Raw genomic sequence first — 16570 nt, forward strand, 5'->3', positions numbered from 1 at the left:
CCGCCGATGCTGGTACCGACAGCACCTGGCACGGCTCGGGGCGAGGACCGACGATGGGGGACGTGACGACGATGGGGACGACTCAGCGGCGGCGGCCGGAGCTCGCCGCCTTCCTGCGCGGCCGCAGGGCCAGGGTGACACCGGCCGACGTGGGCATGCCGCCGGGCCTGCGCCGCCGTACGCCGGGCCTGCGCCGCGAGGAGGTCGCCCAGCTCTCCGGGGTCGGCGTCACCTGGTACACGTGGCTGGAGCAGGGCCGCCCGATCAACGCCTCGGCGCAGGTCCTGGACGCCGTCGCGCGCACGCTGCGCCTCGACAGACCGGAGCGCGAGCATCTGTACCACCTGGCCGAGGTGCCGTTCGAGCCGGAGCGCGACGCCGTGTCCCCCGCGGCCGTCGGCCCGGAGATCCAGGGCCTCATCGACGCCCTCGACCCGCACCCGGCGGTGGTCTACAACGAGCGGTACGACATCCTCGCCACGAACCCCGCCTACCGGGACCTGTTCTTCGTCCCGCAGCTGGAGGCCTTCGGGGCGCCGAACGTGCTGTGGACGCTGTTCATCGCGCCCGATCCGGTCTGCCCGCTGGTCTTCCGCGACGAGGAGCTGCCGGTGATGGTGGCGACGCTGCGCGGTTCGTACGGACGGCATGTGGGCGAGCCCGCCTGGGAGGAGTTCATACGCCGCCTGTCCGCCGCCAGCGCGCACTTCGCGGAGCTGTGGGAGAGCGGTGTCGTGGCGCCGCCCGGACCGCGCGTGAAGACCTTCCGGCACGAGGCGGTCGGCGAGCTGCGGATGACGTCGGTCTCGCTGTCCATCAACGGCATGCCGGAGTGCCGGATCGTGGCGTACACCCCGGACGACGAGGAGAGCCGCGCGCGGGCGGCCGAGCTGCGTGCGCTGAGGACGCCGGAAACGGAAGGATCCCGCCCTCTGCTGAGGACGGGATCCGGATTGTGGAGCTAAGGAGAATTGAACTCCTGACCTCCTGCATGCCATGCAGGCGCTCTACCAACTGAGCTATAGCCCCGTGTTCTGTCCCGCTCGGCGGGCGAACAAGAAGAACTTTAGCCTGCGACGAGCCGGAATGTGAAATCCGGGTGACGGAGCCTTCGGGGGACCCTCTCAGGCCCTCCGACCAGCGACTCTCGCCACCCGCCCGCCCCGGGCTAATCGTCGTCGCCGAGCACCGGCTCCGGCAGCGTGCCGGCGTTGTGCTCGAGCAGGCGCCAGCCCCGCGCGCCCTGGCCGAGCACGGACCAGCAGCAGTTGGAGAGCCCGCCCAGGCCCTCCCAGTGGTGGGACTCCAGGCCGAGGAGACGGCCGATGGTGGTGCGGATCGTGCCGCCGTGGCTGACCACCACGAGCGTGCCGTTCTCCGGCAGCTTCTCGGCATGGCGCAGCACGATCGGCGCGGCACGGTCGGCGACCTCGGTCTCGAGCTCGCCGCCGCCGCGACGCACCGATTCGCCGCGCTTCCACGCGGCGTACTGGTCGCCGAAGCGGGCGATGATCTCGTCGTGCGTCAGGCCCTGCCACTCACCGGCGTACGTCTCCTGGAGCCCCTGCTCGTGGGTGACGGCGAGGCCGGTGAGGGCGGCGAGCTCGTTCGCCGTGGCCGCCGCCCGCTTCAGGTCGGACGCCACGATGGCGTCCGGCTTCAGCGAGGCGAGCAGCCGGGCGGCGCGCCTGGCCTGCGCGACACCCGTGTCGGTCAGCTCGATGTCCGTGGAGCCCTGGAAGCGGCGCTCCAGGTTCCAGGCCGTCTGGCCGTGCCGCCACAGGATGATCCGGCAGCCCGGGCTGGTCACCGAAGCTCACCGTCCAGGTCGGCTGCCTCCTCCGCGGCGCGCTGCTCGGCGTGCTCGGCGGCCTTGCCGCGGGTCGCGACGGCGTCCGCGGGCAGCTCGATCTCGGGGCAGTCCTTCCACAGGCGTTCGAGGGCGTAGAAGACACGCTCCTCGCTGTGCTGGACGTGCACCACGATGTCCACGTAGTCCAGGAGGACCCAGCGGGCTTCGCGGTCGCCCTCGCGGCGCACCGGCTTGACGCCGAGGTCCTTGTTGAGCCGCTCCTCGATCTCGTCGACGATCGACTTGACCTGGCGGTCGTTGGGCGCGGAGGCGAGCAGGAAGGCGTCGGTGATCGACAGCACGTCACTGACGTCGTACGCGATGATGTCGTGCGCGAGCTTGTCGGCGGCCGATTGCGCGGCGACCTTGATGAGCTCGATGGAGCGGTCCGTGGCGGTCACAGTTGAGCTTTCCTTCAGGTGGTCAAGACACCCCAAGGGTCTCACGGACCGCCGACACCACCCCCGGCGATCGCTCGATCACCCTGTCTGCTGCGTCACCCCGGCCGGAAAGACGCCGGAAGGCGCCCGGCCGGGGTGGGTGCGCTCACCCGTCGTAGTCCTGGCCGAGGACGACCGAGACGTCCGCGTTCGGCGCGGTCTTGCCCTTGCGGACCGCGCTGTCCGGCAGCCCGAGGGTCTTGGCGACCTCGGCGGCCTGCGTCTTCTTGTCCGCGTCGGCGTAGGTGACCTGGGAGGCCGCCTGGGCGGTGCTGCCCGCCCCGCCGTCCACGAAGGTGTAGCCGCCGTTGACCAGCGAGATCCGCGCGTCCTGGCCCGCGCCCTTGGTGCCGGAGGCGTTCTTGACGCCGACCCGGACGGCCGCGTCCTTGTCCGGGTTCTTGACCGCGCCGCCCAGGACGTTCTTGACCACGCTCGCGCCGGCCTTCTCCGAGAGCGTCCCGTCCTGCTGCACCGGCAGCATCCGCGTGGCGTAGTCGCCGCCCTTGGCACGGTCGGCGAGCTTGGCGAGGAAGGCGCCGAGGTCCTTCTCCTTGAGGGACGGGTCCAGGATCTGGGCCAGCGACTGGACGGTGGTCGTGGCGGCCTGCGGGTCGGACGACAGCTTCCGCAGGACACCCTGCATGACCTGGCCGAACCGGTCGAGCTGGGCCGTCTCGGTCTCGCCGGACGCGCGGTAGGTGGCGTACGCGACGGCCATCGGGCCGCTCAGGGTCTGCTGCTCGCCCTTCTTGACCAGGGGCGCCTCGCCCTTCTTGGCCTTGGGGTCCGGCACGTCGGCGTCCGTGTCGACGTCGATGTTGCCGACCAGCTCCACGAGGTTGTTCAGATACGGGGTGTCGAGCCGCCAGGTGCCCTCGACCTGCGTGCCGAGCACGGCGTCGATCGACTCGCGGGTCCCGGTCGAACCGTCGTCGTCGACGGACTTGCCCAGCGTCGTCCCCGCGCCCTCGTCGTCCGTCACGGAGAGGGAGTTGGGCAGCAGGACGGTGGCGCCGCGCTTGGTGGTGGTGTTGTTGACCAGGAGCGCGGTGGAGGTGCCGCCGCCCTTGGTGTTGTGCAGATGCACGACGATCACGTCGCGGTTCTGCGGCCCGGTCGCCGCGTCGGCGCCGCCGGCCGCGTCGTCCGAGAGGCCCGGCAGCTTGCCCGCGTACCAGAGGTAGCCGACGCCGCCCACGATCACCAGTGCGAGCACCACGACGAGGGCGACGACGCGCGAACGTCCGCGCCGCTTGGCCTCCTCGCGCCGCTCGGTGCGGCTCTCGGTGAACTTCAGCCAGTCGATGACGTCCTCGGACTCTTCGTCCGGCTCCTCGATGAAGGAGAACTGCTGGGTCTCGTACGCCTGCTCGCGTTCCGGCTCCCGCGCACGCCGGGGCGCGGAATCGGACCCGGGTTCGGGCTGCCGGCCGGGCTCGGGCTCCGGTTCCGGCTGCCGCGACTGCTGCGGGATCCAGCCGGTCTGCGTCTGCTGCCCGACGGCCTGCTGCTGAGGCTGGGCCTGGGCCTGCTGGGATTGCTGGGCCTGGGCCTGGGCCTGCTGCTGGTCATACGTGCCGTACGAAGCCGGGTCGTACGACGTCGTGTCGTAGGACCCCGAGCCGTACGAAGGGTCGTACGGCGGGACAGGAGCCTGCTGCCCCGTCCCGTACGGGTCGTAGCCGTATCCCTGCTGGTGTTGTTGCTGAGGCTGCTGCTGTTGCTGGGCCTGGGCCCCGTACTGGTCGTACGAAGCCGAGGGCTGTACCTGCTGGTACACCGGCTGCCCGTACTCGTCGTACCCGACGACCTGGTACTGGTCAGCCGCGTACTCGCCCGCATACGGGTCGCCGCCCGCGTACGGGTCGTACTGTCGGTCGTTCACCGGTGCCCCTCTCGGCTCAATCGCCGCGGTACAGCTCGCGCTTGTCGATATAACGCACCACACCGTCCGGCACCAGGTACCAGACGGGATCTCCCTTGGCGACCCGCGCACGGCAGTCCGTGGACGAGATGGCGAGGGCCGGGACCTCCACGAGGGAGACGCCGCCCTCCGGCAGGCCCGGGTCGGCCAGCGTGTGGCCGGGCCGGGTGACCCCGATGAAGTGCGCCAGGGAGAACAGTTCGTCGGTGTAGCGCCAGGTGAGGATCTGGCCGAGGGCGTCGGCGCCCGTGATGAAGAAGAGGTCCGTGTCGGGGTTGAGCGTGCGCAGATCGCGCAGCGTGTCCGTCGTGTAGGTCGGTCCGCCGCGGTCGATGTCGATGCGGCTCACCGAGAAGCGCGGGTTCTCGGCCGTCGCGATGACCGTCATCAGATAACGGTCCTCGGCCGGGGACACCGTCTTGTCGCTCTTCTGCCACGGCTGCCCGGTCGGCACGAACACCACCTCGTCCAGATGGAACTGGGCGGCGACCTCCTGGGCCGCGACGAGGTGTCCGTGGTGGATCGGGTCAAACGTTCCGCCCATGACGCCCAGGCGGCGTTTGCCCTTGCTGGCCGGGCCGGTACCGGGACCGGTAGGCATGTCCTGCTCTCCCATGCGTGCAGACCCTACCGGCCCGGTCGACGGGCTCTGTTTCAGCCGTCCGTTCCGTGAGACCGGTCAGCGGTCGCGGTTGAAGCGCGTGGTGACCCAGAGGAGCAGCAGCAGCACGACGAACGCGCCACCACCGGTGAGGAGAGGACTGAGGCTTTCGTGCCTGCCGCCGTGCTCGCCCTCGGAGGCGAGAGTGACCAGCTGGGAGGCGGTGCTGTGGAGGCTCATCGTCGGCAGGACCTATCCGGAGGTGGGCGGGACAAAGACGTCCGGGCCATCGTATGCGGGGGCACCGGCCGAGCTCACGCCGACTCAGCCGTTCTGGTCCGCGCGGTCGTCCGCGTCACTCCCGCCGGGACGGCCTTCACCGGTCCCGGCGTCCTTGGCGGGGCGCTCCGCGTCCTTGGCGGGACGGTCCGCGTCCTCGGCCGGGCGTTCGGCGGTCTGCGCGCCCTGACGGTAGCCGCGCAGCAGGAACCACGCGACGAGCACGCAGCCGACGACCATGACGATCAGCACGACGCGGAGCAGATTGCCCGCCCCCTGCTCCTTCGCGGCCAGACCGGCCGCCTCCGTGACCCAGTGGTGGGCTGCGGCGCTGTGCTCCATGACGGGCGACTCCATTCGCTGTGCTGCCCTGTCACGGTATCTCCGCCTAGGCTGGGACCCACCTCGGGGGCATGACCGGACGAGCATGACGAGCATGGGGGATGGGGCAATGACCGACGACAACGACCACGGCCGGCAGGGCGGTGGCCACGAGAACGTGCCCAGCAGACAGCGCAGGCGCTTTCCCGGCATCTCGTCACGGGCGTACGAGCACCCGGCCGACCGCTCGGCCCTGGTGGCTCTGCGCAAGCTCAGCGGCTTCGACACCGTCTTCAAGGCGCTCAGCGGGCTGCTGCCCGAGCGGAGCCTGCGGCTCCTGTTCCTCTCGGACTCCGTACGGGTCTCGGACGCGCAGTTCTCGCACCTCAACACCATGCTGCGGGACGCCTGTTACATCCTGGACCTGGAGAAGGTCCCGCCGATGTACGTGAACCAGGACCCGAACCCGAACGCGATGTGCATCGGCCTCGACGAGCCGATCATCGTGGTGACCACGGGCCTGGTCGAGCTGCTCGACGAGGAGGAGATGCGCGCGGTCGTCGGCCACGAGGTGGGCCACGCCCTCTCCGGCCACTCGGTCTACCGCACGATATTGCTCTTCCTCACCAACCTCGCGCTCAAGGTCGCCTGGATCCCGCTCGGCAACGTCGCGATCATGGCGATCGTGACCGCCCTGCGCGAGTGGTTCCGCAAGTCCGAGCTGTCGGCGGACCGCGCCGGGCTCCTGGTGGGCCAGGACATCAAGGCGTCGATGCGCGGCCTGATGAAGATCGCGGGCGGCAACCACCTGCACGAGATGAACGTGGACGCGTTCCTGGAGCAGGCCAAGGAGTACGAGGCCGGGGGCGACCTGCGCGACTCGGTCCTGAAGATCCTGAACGTCCTGCCGCGGACGCACCCCTTCACCACCGTGCGCGCCGCCGAGCTGAAGAAGTGGGCCGAGACCCGCGACTACCAGCGGATCATGGACGGTCACTACCCCCGGCGCGACGAGGACAAGGACACCTCGGTGTCGGACTCCTTCCGCCAGTCGGCCTCCAGCTACACGGACGACGTCCGCAACAGCAAGGACCCGCTGATGAAGCTGGTCAGCGACATCGCGGGCGGCGCGGGCGACCTGGGCGGCAAGCTGCGCGGGAAGTTCACCGGGCAAGGCGGACAGGGCGGCGGCCGGAGCGAGGGCCCGCCTCCCGGCGGAGCCGAGTAGCCGCGGAGTCCGGGCGGGCCCACACCGCGGTCTGCCGCCCCGTGTGATCGGAACGAGGTCGGAGTCTGATCAGAACGACGGCTGTGCGGCCGCCGAGAGCGAGCCGCACAGCGCCGCGGTGCTCGCCGTCGCGTACGGGTCGGTGCCCGCGGGGCCGCCCGCCTTGGCCTTCTGCCCGGCGAGCAGCGGGCGCAGCCGGTCGACGGCGTCGTCGGAGCAGGACAGCGGGCCCGCCTGAAGGTGCGAGACGAGCAGCTCGGCCTGGCGCATCCGCAGGTCGTCGCGGTCGAAGCGGAACTGCAACTCGCGGCGGACGGTGAAAAGCGAGGCCCGCGCCGGCTCCTTCTCGCCGGCCGCCTTGTCCGCCGTCTTGCCGCCCGTCGGCTCGCCCGCCGGCCGCAGCGCGTAGACGAAGGTGTGGTCCGAGGTCACCTCAAGGGTGTTCTTGTCCGTCTCGGTGGCGTGCAGCGTGCCGTGGACGCGGATGCCGGGCGAGGCGAGGGCCGTCTTGGCCGGGTCGAATCGCACCAGCCAGCCGGTGGGCGCGTGCCGCCCGTCGGCGGCCGGGTGCGCGAAGCTCTCGTCGAACTGGTCGAGCTGCCGGGGGTCGAGCAGGATCCGCGCGGAGCGCACCGCGCCGCCGGTGAGGACGTCCGGGTCGAGGGAGGACTCGACGAGGTAGTCCTTGGCGGTGGTCAGCGCGGTCATCACCTGGCCGTCCGAGAAGTGCGGGGTCTTGTGGGCCGCGGGCAGGTTGATGCCCGAGGCGCCCACCCGGAACTGGGCCGCGGGACTGTGCGAGAACAGGTCGGCCGCCTTCTCGGCGCCGGGCACCGCTCCCGGCGGGGCGAGCGGGATGACCGTCATGCGCAGCGGCTCGGGGCGCTGGGCGACCGGGTTCTGGTACGGGTGGCGTACGCCCATGTAGATCGCGGTGCCGAAGGCGACGGCGATCAGCAGGACGAGGATCACGGCCTGTTTGGAGAGGTTCCGGTGGCGCGCGGGACGACGGCGCACCGCATGGGTGTGATCACTCATGCGCTCCTGCGCGGAGTACTCCTGGAGCCGCGCGGCGCGGACGAACGACTCGTCGAACACGACGGATCGGTACTCGTCCTCACCACCGGCGGGAGCGCCCTCGGGTGTCCCCTCAGGTGGTTCTCCTGGCCCGCCCATACCTTCAGGGTAGGTCTCCGCGCGGTCTGGTAAACGCCCTGGTGCGCGACAACTTCTGACAACTTCTCACGGGATGCGGGGTGTTGCGGACACCGGCGGCGGGCCGTACTCCGCGGAGGCCGAGGGCTTCGTGGACACCGGTGGCGGGGTCGGGTCCTGGCGGCCCGTCGAGGCACCGCGGTAGACCGCCGTGAAGGCGAGCGCGACCATGCCGATGCCCATCAGGAGGGCGAGCATCCAGGCGACGGGGCGGTGCCAGCGGTTGCGGGCGCCCTGCCGGCCGTACCCGCTCTCGGTGAACTCGCGGTCGTACACGTCGTCGAGGTCCGCGTCATGGCCGAACTCGCCGCCGTCGTCCCGGCCGAAGCCCTCGTCGTAGAGGTCGTCCTCGGGTGAGTCGCGGCCCGAGCCCCGGGTGCGGGCCCGGCGGGTCTCGGCCTCGGAAGCCTCGGCACGCGCCTGCGCGGCGGCCAACAGCCGCTCCACCGCGCTGGGTTCATGCACCTCGGCGGCCTTGACGAAGGCCTCGTCGAAGACCACGGAGGCGAACTCTTCGTCCGCACCCCCGCGGTCGTGGTCGTCGTCGGGCTCCCAGCCGTCGGGAAAAGACGGCGTGCCCCCCACGTCCTCCGGCACCCTTCCAGCCTAGACCGGAAGGGGCAATCTGGGCAGACGGTACGGGAATTCGGCCCGAGCGGGAATTCAGCGGGTGTGGCCGTCGCCGGTGACGATGTACTTCGTCGACGTCAGCTCCGGAAGCCCCATCGGGCCCCGCGCGTGCAGCTTCTGCGTGGAGATGCCGATCTCGGCGCCGAAGCCGAACTGGCCGCCGTCCGTGAAGCGCGTGGAGGCGTTCACCGCGACCGTCGTGGAGTCCACGAGCTGGGTGAAGCGGCGCGCGGCCCGCTGCGAGGTGGTCACGATCGCCTCGGTGTGCCCGGACGTCCACAGCCGGATGTGCTCGACGGCCTGCTCCAGGGAGTCGACGATGCCCGCCGCGATGTCGTACGAGAGGTACTCGGTCTCCCAGTCCTCCGTGGTCGCGGGCACGACCGTGGCCTTCGACCCGTCGGCGTAGGCGATGGCCCGCTCGTCCGCGTGGACCGTGACGCCGGCCTCGGCCAGGGCGTCCAGGGCGCGCGGCAGGAAGGCGTCGGCGATGTCCGCGTGCACCAGGAGCGTCTCGGCGGCGTTGCAGACGCTGGGGCGCTGGGCCTTGGAGTTGATGAGGATGTCGACGGCCATGTCCAGGTCGGCCTCGGCGTCCACGTACACGTGGCAGTTGCCGGTGCCGGTCTCGATGACCGGGACGGTGGACTCCTCGACGACGGTCTTGATCAGCGAGGCGCCGCCGCGCGGGATGAGGACGTCGACGAGGCCGCGGGCGCGCATCAGCTCGCGCACGGAGTCGCGGTTGTCGCCCGGCACGAGCTGGACGGCGTCGGCGGGCAGGCCGGCTCCGTGCACGGCGTCGCGGAGGACCCGGACGAGCGCGGTGTTGGATTCGTACGCCGACGACGAGCCCCGCAGGAGGACCGCGTTGCCGGACTTCAGGCAGAGGGCGGCGGCGTCGACGGTGACGTTCGGACGTGCCTCGTAGATGATCCCGACGACGCCGAGCGGGACGCGGACCTGGCGCAGGTCGATGCCGTTCGGCAGGGTCGAGCCGCGGACGACCTCGCCGACGGGGTCGGGCAGGCCCGCCACGTCGCGCACGTCGGCGGCGATGGCGCGGACCCGCTCCGGGGTGAGCGTCAGCCGGTCGACGATGGACTCGCTCGTCCCTGCCTCACGGGCACGGGCGGTGTCCTTGCCGTTGGCCTCGATGATCTCGGCGGTGCGGACCTCAAGGGCGTCGGCGATCGCCAGGAGCGCGTCGTCCTTGGCGGCGCGCGGCAGCGGCGCGAGCGTCGCGGCGGCGCCGCGGGCGCGGTAGGCGGCCTGGGCGACGGGCGAGAGGTTGTCGTACGGCAGGCCCGAGAACGAAGGGGTGAGGGACGTCATGCCCGCAGCGTAATGGGCGGCGGCCGGGGTCCACCCGCCGTTTCAGCAGCCGAGACCACCGTGCTCACGACGGCTCAAAAGGGGTGCACGCCCACCGGGGTGGCCGGAAGCGGACCGTACCCCTCCGCGATGCGCTGGTGGTACGTGTCGCGGTCGATGACCTCAAGGCCCACGATCTCCCAGGGCGGGAGCTGCGCGCTCTGCCGGTGCTCGCCCCAGAGGCGGAGCGCGACGGCGGCGGCGTCGTGCAGGTCGCGGGCCTCCTCCCAGTACCGGATCTCGGCGTGGTCGGGTGCGTAACGGCTGGTCAGCAGAAAGGGGTGGTCGTGGGCGAGCTGTTCGAGGCCCCGCCTGACCTCCTTCAGCGGGGCTTCGCCCCCCGAGACGCTCAGGGTGACGTGCCACAGACGGGGCGCCTCCACCGTCTCGCCCTCCCGGCTCTCGTCCGTCTCGCCCGTCGCCTGCGTGTCACCGGTGTACGTCGCGCCCGCCGCCACGCTGGTCAGGGACCGCTCGGCCGGCGCGCGGGACGAAGCCCCCGGGCGCACTCGTCTCACGACGGCCTCCTCTACGCAATGGTGGTGCGGATACGCAATGGTCGTGCGGAAGTGTCTGGAACAAAGTTGAGCAGGCCAAGCGCCTCCGCGGGGCGGTTTTGGGGAGTTTCACCTCGCAGGAGCCGGTCCTCGCACGGCGTTCGCGCCTGTTTTCGGCCGGGGGACGCCGGGCTCCCGTGACGGGTGGGACGACGGGCCCCCGGCCGCGCCGGGCTCAGTCGTGCAGCAGCGCCAGGTCGTCCCGGTGCACGACCTCACGCTCGTACGCGGGCCCCAGCTCGCGCGCGAGATCCCTGGTCGAGCGGCCGAGGAGCTGCGGTAGCTCCTTGGCGTCGAAGTTCACCAGGCCGCGCGCCACGGCACGCCCCGAGGTGTCCCGCAGCTCCACCGGGTCGCCCGCGGCGAAGTCGCCCTCGACCGCCGCGATCCCGGCGGGCAGCAGCGACTTGCGCCCCTCGACGACCGCGCGCACGGCCCCGTCGTCGAGCGTCAGGGCGCCCCGCGGTTCCGATGCGTGCTGGAGCCACAGCAGCCGGTCGCCGGAGCGGCGGCCCGTGCGGTGGAAGTACGTGCCGGTGTCGCGGCCCGCGAGGGCGTCGGCGGCCTGGCTCGCGGAGGTCAGGACCACCGGGATCCCGGCGGCCGCGGCGATCCGCGCGGCCTCGACCTTCGTGACCATGCCGCCGGTGCCGACGCCCGCCTTGCCGGCGCTGCCGATCCGGACGTGCGCCATGTCGGCGGGGCCCGTCACCTCGGAGAGCCGGGAGGTGCCGGGCCGGGACGGGTCGCCGTCGTAGAGGCCGTCCACGTCGGAGAGCAGGACGAGAAGGTCGGCATGGACCAGATGGGCGACGAGGGCCGCGAGCCGGTCGTTGTCGCCGAAGCGGATCTCGTCCGTGGCCACGGTGTCGTTCTCGTTGACGACGGGCAGCGCGCCCATCGCCAGAAGCTGGTCGAGGGTGCGGGAGGCGTTGCGGTGGTGGGCGCGGCGGGCCATGTCGTCGGAGGTGAGGAGCACCTGCCCGACGCGTACGCCGTACCGCGCGAAGGAAGCGGTGTAGCGGGCCACGAGAAGGCCCTGGCCGACGCTGGCGGCCGCCTGCTGCCGCGCGAGGTCCTTGGGCCGCCTGCGCAGGCCCAGCGGCGAGAGCCCGGCGGCGATGGCGCCGGAGGAGACGAGCACGATCTCGCGCTCGCCGCCGCTGCGGCTCTTGGCGAGCACGTCGACAAGGGCGTCGACGCGGTCGGCGTCCAGTCCCCCTGACGCGGTGGTCAGGGACGAGGACCCGACCTTGACGACAACCCTGCGGGCCTCTGCGATGCCCGCCCGTCTCCCACCGCCACCCTCGACCGAGGCCCTTCGGGCCCGCCCTGCATCCTGCCTTGCCCCAGCCACGTACTTCCCCAATGGTCCCGACGATCCCGGAGGCCCTGTGCCCCGCCGGATCCCTGCCGGACCAGCAATCTACGCGAGGAGGCGCATGCCCCGCCCATCCATTTCGAGGGGCGGACCGAAGACGCCCCCGAGGCGAATCGACACCCGAAGGTTCAGTACCTTTGCCCCTTTATCCGGTGATTGTCGTCACGGAAGATTGCTACAGGGCCACCGCACGTCATACGGTCAGTGGTCGACTTCCCCGCCTTCTCCGCCTTTCCTGCTTCGCCCCCCCATCACCCCCATCCGATCCCCCGCCAGGAGCCCAAGCCCGTGCCCTCTGCCGGACTCGCACCCCGCCGCATCGTGCAGCTCTCCGCGCTGTTCACGATGTTCGCGCTCTTCACGGCCCAGCTCGTCAGCGCGCTGGTCCCGTACGTACCGGTGTTCGTCGCCGCATCGGCGGCGAACCTCGCGCTCGACGTCTATCTGCAGTACAAGCAGCCGGGGCTCCTCTCCCTCCTTGGCAAGATCCGCTTCGACGTCACCGTCAGGCAGCTCCTGCGCGACATGCTGATCCTGGTCGGCCTGCTGCGCATCGACGGCATCGAGCCGCTCGCCGAGCAGTCGCCGCTGACGATCTCGCTCCTCGCCTTCTACTTCCTGCACTTCGGCTGCCAGGCCACCGCCATACTGGTGCGCCGCTCCCGCCAGCTGCCGATCGTCACGCGCAACATCGACGCGTCCGCGCTGCACCTGACGGCGGCCCCGCCGCGGCTCCTCTCGCGCCGCCAGGCCCACCGCCTGCTGACGTTCTCGATCCCGGCCACGGTCGGCCTGCTGGTCACGGCCGCCACCACGGACGCGTACTGGGGCGGCATCGGCCTGGGGATCTCCATCGCCCTGATGGGCTTCGGCGCGCTCTACCTCGCCACCTGGCTGCTGCCCAAGAAGCGGGCGAAGAACGACGAGAAGGTCATGGAGTGGCTGGACAACTGGCTGGCCGAGTACCAGCCGACCGTCGCCATGTACTTCTCGGGCGGCTCCACCTCCGCCTACCAGGCCAACATGTGGCTCTCCACGCTCTCCGCGCTCGACGGCAACCCGCTGATCGTGCTGCGTGAGCGGTTCATGGTGCAGAAGATCGACGCGACGGACGTCCCGATCATCTGCTTCCCGAAGGTCGCGACGATGTTCTCCCTGGAGACCTCGACGCTGAAGATGATGCTGCACCCGGCGAACGCCGCGAAGACCTCGCAGGTCCTGCGCATCCCCACGATCAAGCACGCCTTCATCAACCACGGCGAGAGCGACAAGCTGTCCTCCTGCAACCCGTACGCGAAGGCGTACGACGAGGTGTGGGTGGCGGGCCCCGCCGCGCGCGACCGCTACCAGGCCGCCGACGTCGGCGTCGAGGACAAGGACGTGGTCGAGGTCGGCCGCCCGCAGCTGTCCCCGATCCTGCGCTCCACGGGCGCCCCCACCGGCCCCTTCACCACCGTTCTGTACGCCCCCACCTGGGAGGGCTGGGACGGCAACCCCGGCAACACCTCGGTCACCCTCGCGGGCGAGAACATCGTCCGGCACCTGCTCGCCGACCCCGGCGTCCGGCTCATCTACAAGCCGCACCCGATGACCGGCTCGCAGGACCCGCGCGCGGGCGCCGCCAACGAGCGCATCAAGGCGATGATCCGCGAGGCCGCCGTCAAGCGTTCGGGCGAGCGTCCCGGCCAGGAGGCCCTGGCCGAACTGTCGCTGCGCACCGCCGAGTTGGACCGGCTCACCTCGACCGCGTTCCGCAAGAGCGTGGACGAGATGGAGCGGATGATGCTTCAGGGCACGCCCGACGGCGACCAGCAGGCCGCCGTCGCCGAGGCGACGGCCGCCTGGGAGGCGGCGTACTGGGCGTCGTTCCCCGAGTGGGAGCACCAGATCATCACCACCGCGCGCCCCGCGATCTTCTCCTGCTTCAACCAGGCCGACCTGCTGATCAGTGACGTCTCCTCGGTCGTCTCCGACTGGCTGACGAGCGAGAAGCCGTACGCGGTCGCCAACACGTCCGGCATGTCCGAGTCGGACTTCCGCGCGGGCTTCCCGACGGTGAGCGCCGCGACGATCCTGACCCCCACCGCCGAGGGCGTCCCGGACCTCCTGGACACCGTCCGCTCCCCGGAGAGGGACACCCACGCCGAGGCCCGGCTGGCCCTCAAGGAGCACCTCCTCGGCCCCTCGGACCCGCCCTCCCTGGTGCGCTTCAACGAGGCGGCCCTCGCCCTGTCGGCCAAGGCCGACGAGCGCCGGCTGCGCATGGCCACCCGCATCGACGCGGAGATCCCCGGCCAGCGCGCGGCTCAGGACGCGGCAGAGGAAATGGAATCCGACCCGACGGAACCCAACCCGAACGGCGCGGAGGACTCGGTAACGGCGTAAAGCCCCGCCAGGGGCGCCCCGTAAGGGGCGCGGGGAACTGCGCGCCCAGCCCCCACCCACCGCAGGGTGAAACGAACGAGAGAAGGGCCCCCGGAGCCAAAGCTCCGGGGGCCCTTCTCATGCACCGCTCAAGGCGTACCGCCTAGAAGGGCTCGAAGTCGTCGTACGCCTTCTCCGCCTCGTCCCGCTCCGCGTCCCGGTCCCGGCGGCGCTGGGCCGCGGGACGGGGCGCCTCCAGGCGGTGGTCCTCGCCACGGCGGCCGAGCATCTCCGCACCGGCCATGACCGTGGGCTCCCAGTCGAAGACGACCGCGTTGTCCTCGGGGCCGATGGCGACGCCGTCACCCGTGCGGGCGCCCGCCTTCATCAGCGCGTCCTCGACGCCGAGGCGGTTGAGCCGGTCCGCGAGGTAGCCGACGGCCTCGTCGTTGTTGAAGTCGGTCTGACGCACCCAGCGCTCCGGCTTCTCGCCGCGCACGCGGTAGATGCCGTCGTCGCCGAGCTTGACGGTGAAGCCGGTGTCGTCCACGGCCTTGGGCCGGATGACGATACGGGTCGCCTCCTCCTTCGGCTTCGCGGCACGCGCCTCGCCCACGACCTCGGCGAGCGCGAAGGAGAGCTCCTTGAGCCCCTTGTGCGCCACGGCCGACACCTCGAAGACGCGGTAGCCGCGGGCCTCCAGGTCGGGGCGGACCAGGTCGGCGAGGTCCTGGCCGTCCGGTACGTCGATCTTGTTCAGGACGACGACGCGCGGACGGTTCTCCAGGCCGGCGCCGTACTGCCGCAGCTCCTCCTCGATGATGTCGAGGTCGGAGACGGGGTCGCGGTCGGACTCCAGCGTCGCCGTGTCCAGGACGTGCACCAGGACGCTGCACCGCTCGACGTGCCGCAGGAACTCCAGGCCGAGGCCCTTGCCCTGGCTGGCGCCCGGGATCAGACCCGGTACGTCGGCGATGGTGTAGACGGTCGAACCGGCCGTCACCACACCGAGGTTGGGGACGAGCGTCGTGAAGGGGTAGTCCGCGATCTTCGGCTTGGCCGCGCTGAGCACCGAGATCAGCGAGGACTTGCCCGCGCTCGGGTAGCCGACGAGCGCGACGTCCGCGACCGTCTTGAGCTCCAGGATGACGTCGCCCTCGTCGCCCGGCTCGCCGAGCAGGGCGAAGCCGGGAGCCTTGCGGCGGGCCGAGGCCAGCGCCGCGTTGCCGAGGCCGCCGCGGCCGCCCTGTGAGGCGACGTACGTCGTGCCCTGGCCGACCAGGTCGGCCAGGACGTTGCCGTCCTTGTCGAGGATGACGGTGCCGTCCGGCACGGGCAGGACCAGGTCCTGGCCGTCCTTGCCGGAACGGTTGTCACCGGCACCGGGAGCGCCGTTGGTGGCCTTGCGGTGCGGGGAGTGGTGGTAGTCGAGCAGCGTCGTGACCGACTGGTCGACGACCAGGATCACGTCGCCGCCACGGCCGCCGTTGCCGCCGTCCGGACCGCCGAGCGGCTTGAACTTCTCACGGTGGACGGAGGCACAGCCGTGGCCCCCGCTACCCGCGGCGACGTGCAGCTCGACGCGGTCCACGAAGGTGGTCATGGGATGTGCCTCCAGTGGGGGTCCCCCCAGCCGGAGGCAGGGGGAGTACGGAATGTCTATCTAGTAACACGCGAAAGGCGGACCCGCTTCCCGACAGGGAAGTGAGGTCCGCCCTCGCGAAGAACCTGTTCTACGGACGCCTGGTTCAGGCGACCGGAACGATGTTCACGACCTTGCGGCCACGGTGGGTGCCGAACTCCACCGCACCGGCGTCCAGCGCGAACAAGGTGTCGTCCTTGCCGCGGCCGACGCCCGAGCCCGGGTGGAAGTGGGTGCCACGCTGGCGGACCAGGATCTCACCGGCGTTGACGGTCTGACCGCCGAAGCGCTTCACACCGAGCCGCTGAGCATTGGAATCGCGCCCGTTCCGAGTGGACGATGCGCCCTTCTTGTGTGCCATCTTGTCTCAGTCCCTTACTTCGCAGCCGTGGGGATACCGGTGATCTTGATCGCCGTGTACTGCTGACGGTGACCCTGACGACGGCGGTAGCCGGTCTTGTTCTTGTAGCGAAGGATGTCGATCTTCGCGCCCTTGTGGTGGTCCACGACCTCGGCCTGGACCTTGATGCCGGCAAGGACCCACGGGTCGCTCGTCACGGCGTCGCCGTCGACAACGAGCAGGGTCGAGAGCTCGACCGTGTCGCCAACCTTGGCGGTGGAAATCTTGTCAACCTCAACGATGTCGTCGACAGCAACCTTGTGCTGGCGACCACCGCTGCGCACGATGGCGTACACGCGGAACTCTCTCTCGCTCGGAACGGGACCCCCGCAGTCCAGCCGCCCGCTCGCACGGTCGGC

The 16570-nt window shown here is 71.0% G+C and carries 17 protein-coding genes and 1 tRNA gene; 3 read left to right on the forward strand and 15 right to left on the reverse strand.

Translation table 11 applies throughout. From position 1 onward, the window contains the following. Nucleotides 1-53 precede the first annotated feature (53 nt). Complete coding sequence (locus QBL25_RS15760) at nucleotides 54-965, forward strand: helix-turn-helix transcriptional regulator (protein ID WP_409057668.1); 912 nt, start codon at nucleotides 54-56, stop codon at nucleotides 963-965. Here QBL25_RS15760 and QBL25_RS15765 read toward each other — a convergent pair. The 7 genes from QBL25_RS15765 to QBL25_RS15795 all read right to left on the reverse strand — a co-directional run bounded on the left by QBL25_RS15765 (nucleotide 957) and on the right by QBL25_RS15795 (nucleotide 5441). After that, nucleotides 957-1029, reverse strand: a tRNA-Ala gene (locus QBL25_RS15765). The two genes, QBL25_RS15760 and QBL25_RS15765, sit on opposite strands and share 9 nt — an antisense overlap. Nucleotides 1030-1168: 139 nt before the next feature. Then, nucleotides 1169-1810 (reverse strand): histidine phosphatase family protein, encoded by a 642-nt coding sequence (locus QBL25_RS15770; protein ID WP_409057669.1) that lies wholly within the window; start codon nucleotides 1808-1810, stop codon nucleotides 1169-1171. Beyond that, nucleotides 1807-2253 (reverse strand): ribosome silencing factor, encoded by a 447-nt coding sequence (gene rsfS / locus QBL25_RS15775; RefSeq protein ID WP_190080469.1) that lies wholly within the window; start codon nucleotides 2251-2253, stop codon nucleotides 1807-1809. Before rsfS ends, QBL25_RS15770 begins: the two co-directional genes overlap by 4 nt. Nucleotides 2254-2398: 145 nt before the next feature. Continuing rightward, nucleotides 2399-4180 (reverse strand): LytR C-terminal domain-containing protein, encoded by a 1782-nt coding sequence (locus QBL25_RS15780; protein ID WP_409057670.1) that lies wholly within the window; start codon nucleotides 4178-4180, stop codon nucleotides 2399-2401. Nucleotides 4181-4196: 16 nt separating this feature from the next. Then, on the reverse strand, nucleotides 4197-4835 hold the full coding sequence (gene nadD / locus QBL25_RS15785; protein ID WP_409057671.1) for a nicotinate-nucleotide adenylyltransferase: 639 nt from the start codon (nucleotides 4833-4835) through the stop codon (nucleotides 4197-4199). A gap of 63 nt (nucleotides 4836-4898) precedes the next feature. Next, entirely contained in the window at nucleotides 4899-5060 is a 162-nt protein-coding gene (locus QBL25_RS15790; RefSeq protein ID WP_409057672.1) for a hypothetical protein, read from the reverse strand. 84 nt (nucleotides 5061-5144) lie between these two features. Further along, nucleotides 5145-5441 carry a hypothetical protein gene (locus QBL25_RS15795; RefSeq protein ID WP_409062973.1) on the reverse strand — a complete coding sequence of 99 codons (297 nt, stop codon included), beginning with the start codon at nucleotides 5439-5441 and terminating at the stop codon, nucleotides 5145-5147. Between the two features lie 109 nt (nucleotides 5442-5550). Here QBL25_RS15795 and QBL25_RS15800 point away from each other — a divergent pair, with 109 nt between their 5' ends. Further along, nucleotides 5551-6648, forward strand: a complete 1098-nt coding sequence (locus QBL25_RS15800; protein WP_409057673.1) for a M48 family metallopeptidase — start codon at nucleotides 5551-5553, stop codon at nucleotides 6646-6648. 69 nt (nucleotides 6649-6717) lie between these two features. Here the strand turns inward: QBL25_RS15800 and QBL25_RS15805 are convergent, their stop codons facing one another. From QBL25_RS15805 to proB, 5 genes are all read right to left on the reverse strand, one after another. Further along, nucleotides 6718-7824 carry a hypothetical protein gene (locus QBL25_RS15805; protein ID WP_409057674.1) on the reverse strand — a complete coding sequence of 369 codons (1107 nt, stop codon included), beginning with the start codon at nucleotides 7822-7824 and terminating at the stop codon, nucleotides 6718-6720. Nucleotides 7825-7890: 66 nt separating this feature from the next. Further along, on the reverse strand, nucleotides 7891-8460 hold the full coding sequence (locus tag QBL25_RS15810) for a hypothetical protein (protein WP_409057675.1): 570 nt from the start codon (nucleotides 8458-8460) through the stop codon (nucleotides 7891-7893). A gap of 66 nt (nucleotides 8461-8526) precedes the next feature. Then, a complete protein-coding gene (locus tag QBL25_RS15815; RefSeq protein WP_409057676.1) occupies nucleotides 8527-9828 on the reverse strand; it encodes a glutamate-5-semialdehyde dehydrogenase in 1302 nt (433 codons plus the stop codon). Nucleotides 9829-9902: 74 nt separating this feature from the next. Continuing rightward, the gene (locus QBL25_RS15820) at nucleotides 9903-10385 is read right to left on the reverse strand and encodes a hypothetical protein (protein WP_409057677.1); all 483 of its coding nucleotides are present in this window, start codon (nucleotides 10383-10385) and stop codon (nucleotides 9903-9905) included. A gap of 214 nt (nucleotides 10386-10599) precedes the next feature. Continuing rightward, on the reverse strand, nucleotides 10600-11706 hold the full coding sequence (gene proB / locus QBL25_RS15825) for a glutamate 5-kinase (RefSeq protein WP_409062669.1): 1107 nt from the start codon (nucleotides 11704-11706) through the stop codon (nucleotides 10600-10602). Between the two features lie 387 nt (nucleotides 11707-12093). Between proB and QBL25_RS15830 the strand changes: the two genes are divergently transcribed. Further along, the gene (locus QBL25_RS15830; protein WP_409057678.1) at nucleotides 12094-14190 is read left to right on the forward strand and encodes a hypothetical protein; all 2097 of its coding nucleotides are present in this window, start codon (nucleotides 12094-12096) and stop codon (nucleotides 14188-14190) included. Nucleotides 14191-14332: 142 nt separating this feature from the next. Here QBL25_RS15830 and obgE read toward each other — a convergent pair whose 3' ends face one another. The 3 genes from obgE to rplU form a co-directional block, all read right to left on the reverse strand. Next, the gene (gene obgE / locus QBL25_RS15835; RefSeq protein ID WP_409057679.1) at nucleotides 14333-15772 is read right to left on the reverse strand and encodes a GTPase ObgE; all 1440 of its coding nucleotides are present in this window, start codon (nucleotides 15770-15772) and stop codon (nucleotides 14333-14335) included. A 145-nt stretch (nucleotides 15773-15917) separates the two neighbouring features. Further along, nucleotides 15918-16172 (reverse strand): 50S ribosomal protein L27, encoded by a 255-nt coding sequence (gene rpmA, locus QBL25_RS15840; RefSeq protein ID WP_030564037.1) that lies wholly within the window; start codon nucleotides 16170-16172, stop codon nucleotides 15918-15920. A 14-nt stretch (nucleotides 16173-16186) separates the two neighbouring features. Then, nucleotides 16187-16507: a 50S ribosomal protein L21 gene (gene rplU / locus QBL25_RS15845; protein WP_055566950.1), complete on the reverse strand. Its 321-nt coding sequence runs from the start codon at nucleotides 16505-16507 to the stop codon at nucleotides 16187-16189. Between the last annotated feature and the right edge of the window lie 63 nt (nucleotides 16508-16570).

This window comes from Streptomyces sp. SYP-A7185 (assembly GCF_046103685.1).
In the GTDB taxonomy this organism is placed as follows: Bacteria; Actinomycetota; Actinomycetes; order Streptomycetales; family Streptomycetaceae; genus Streptomyces.

Excerpts from the sequence above, each read along its gene's own strand:
- QBL25_RS15760 (WP_409057668.1), top strand. The coding sequence starts at position 54 with ATGGGGGACGTGACGACGATGGGGACGACTCAGCGGCGGCGGCCGGAG.
- nadD (WP_409057671.1), bottom strand. The coding sequence starts at position 4,835 with ATGGGAGAGCAGGACATGCCTACCGGTCCCGGTACCGGCCCGGCCAGC.
- QBL25_RS15790 (WP_409057672.1), bottom strand. The coding sequence starts at position 5,060 with ATGAGCCTCCACAGCACCGCCTCCCAGCTGGTCACTCTCGCCTCCGAG.
- QBL25_RS15795 (WP_409062973.1), bottom strand. The coding sequence starts at position 5,441 with ATGGAGCACAGCGCCGCAGCCCACCACTGGGTCACGGAGGCGGCCGGT.
- QBL25_RS15800 (WP_409057673.1), top strand. The coding sequence starts at position 5,551 with ATGACCGACGACAACGACCACGGCCGGCAGGGCGGTGGCCACGAGAAC.
- QBL25_RS15805 (WP_409057674.1), bottom strand. The coding sequence starts at position 7,824 with ATGGGCGGGCCAGGAGAACCACCTGAGGGGACACCCGAGGGCGCTCCC.
- QBL25_RS15815 (WP_409057676.1), bottom strand. The coding sequence starts at position 9,828 with ATGACGTCCCTCACCCCTTCGTTCTCGGGCCTGCCGTACGACAACCTC.
- obgE (WP_409057679.1), bottom strand. The coding sequence starts at position 15,772 with ATGACCACCTTCGTGGACCGCGTCGAGCTGCACGTCGCCGCGGGTAGC.
- rpmA (WP_030564037.1), bottom strand. The coding sequence starts at position 16,172 with ATGGCACACAAGAAGGGCGCATCGTCCACTCGGAACGGGCGCGATTCC.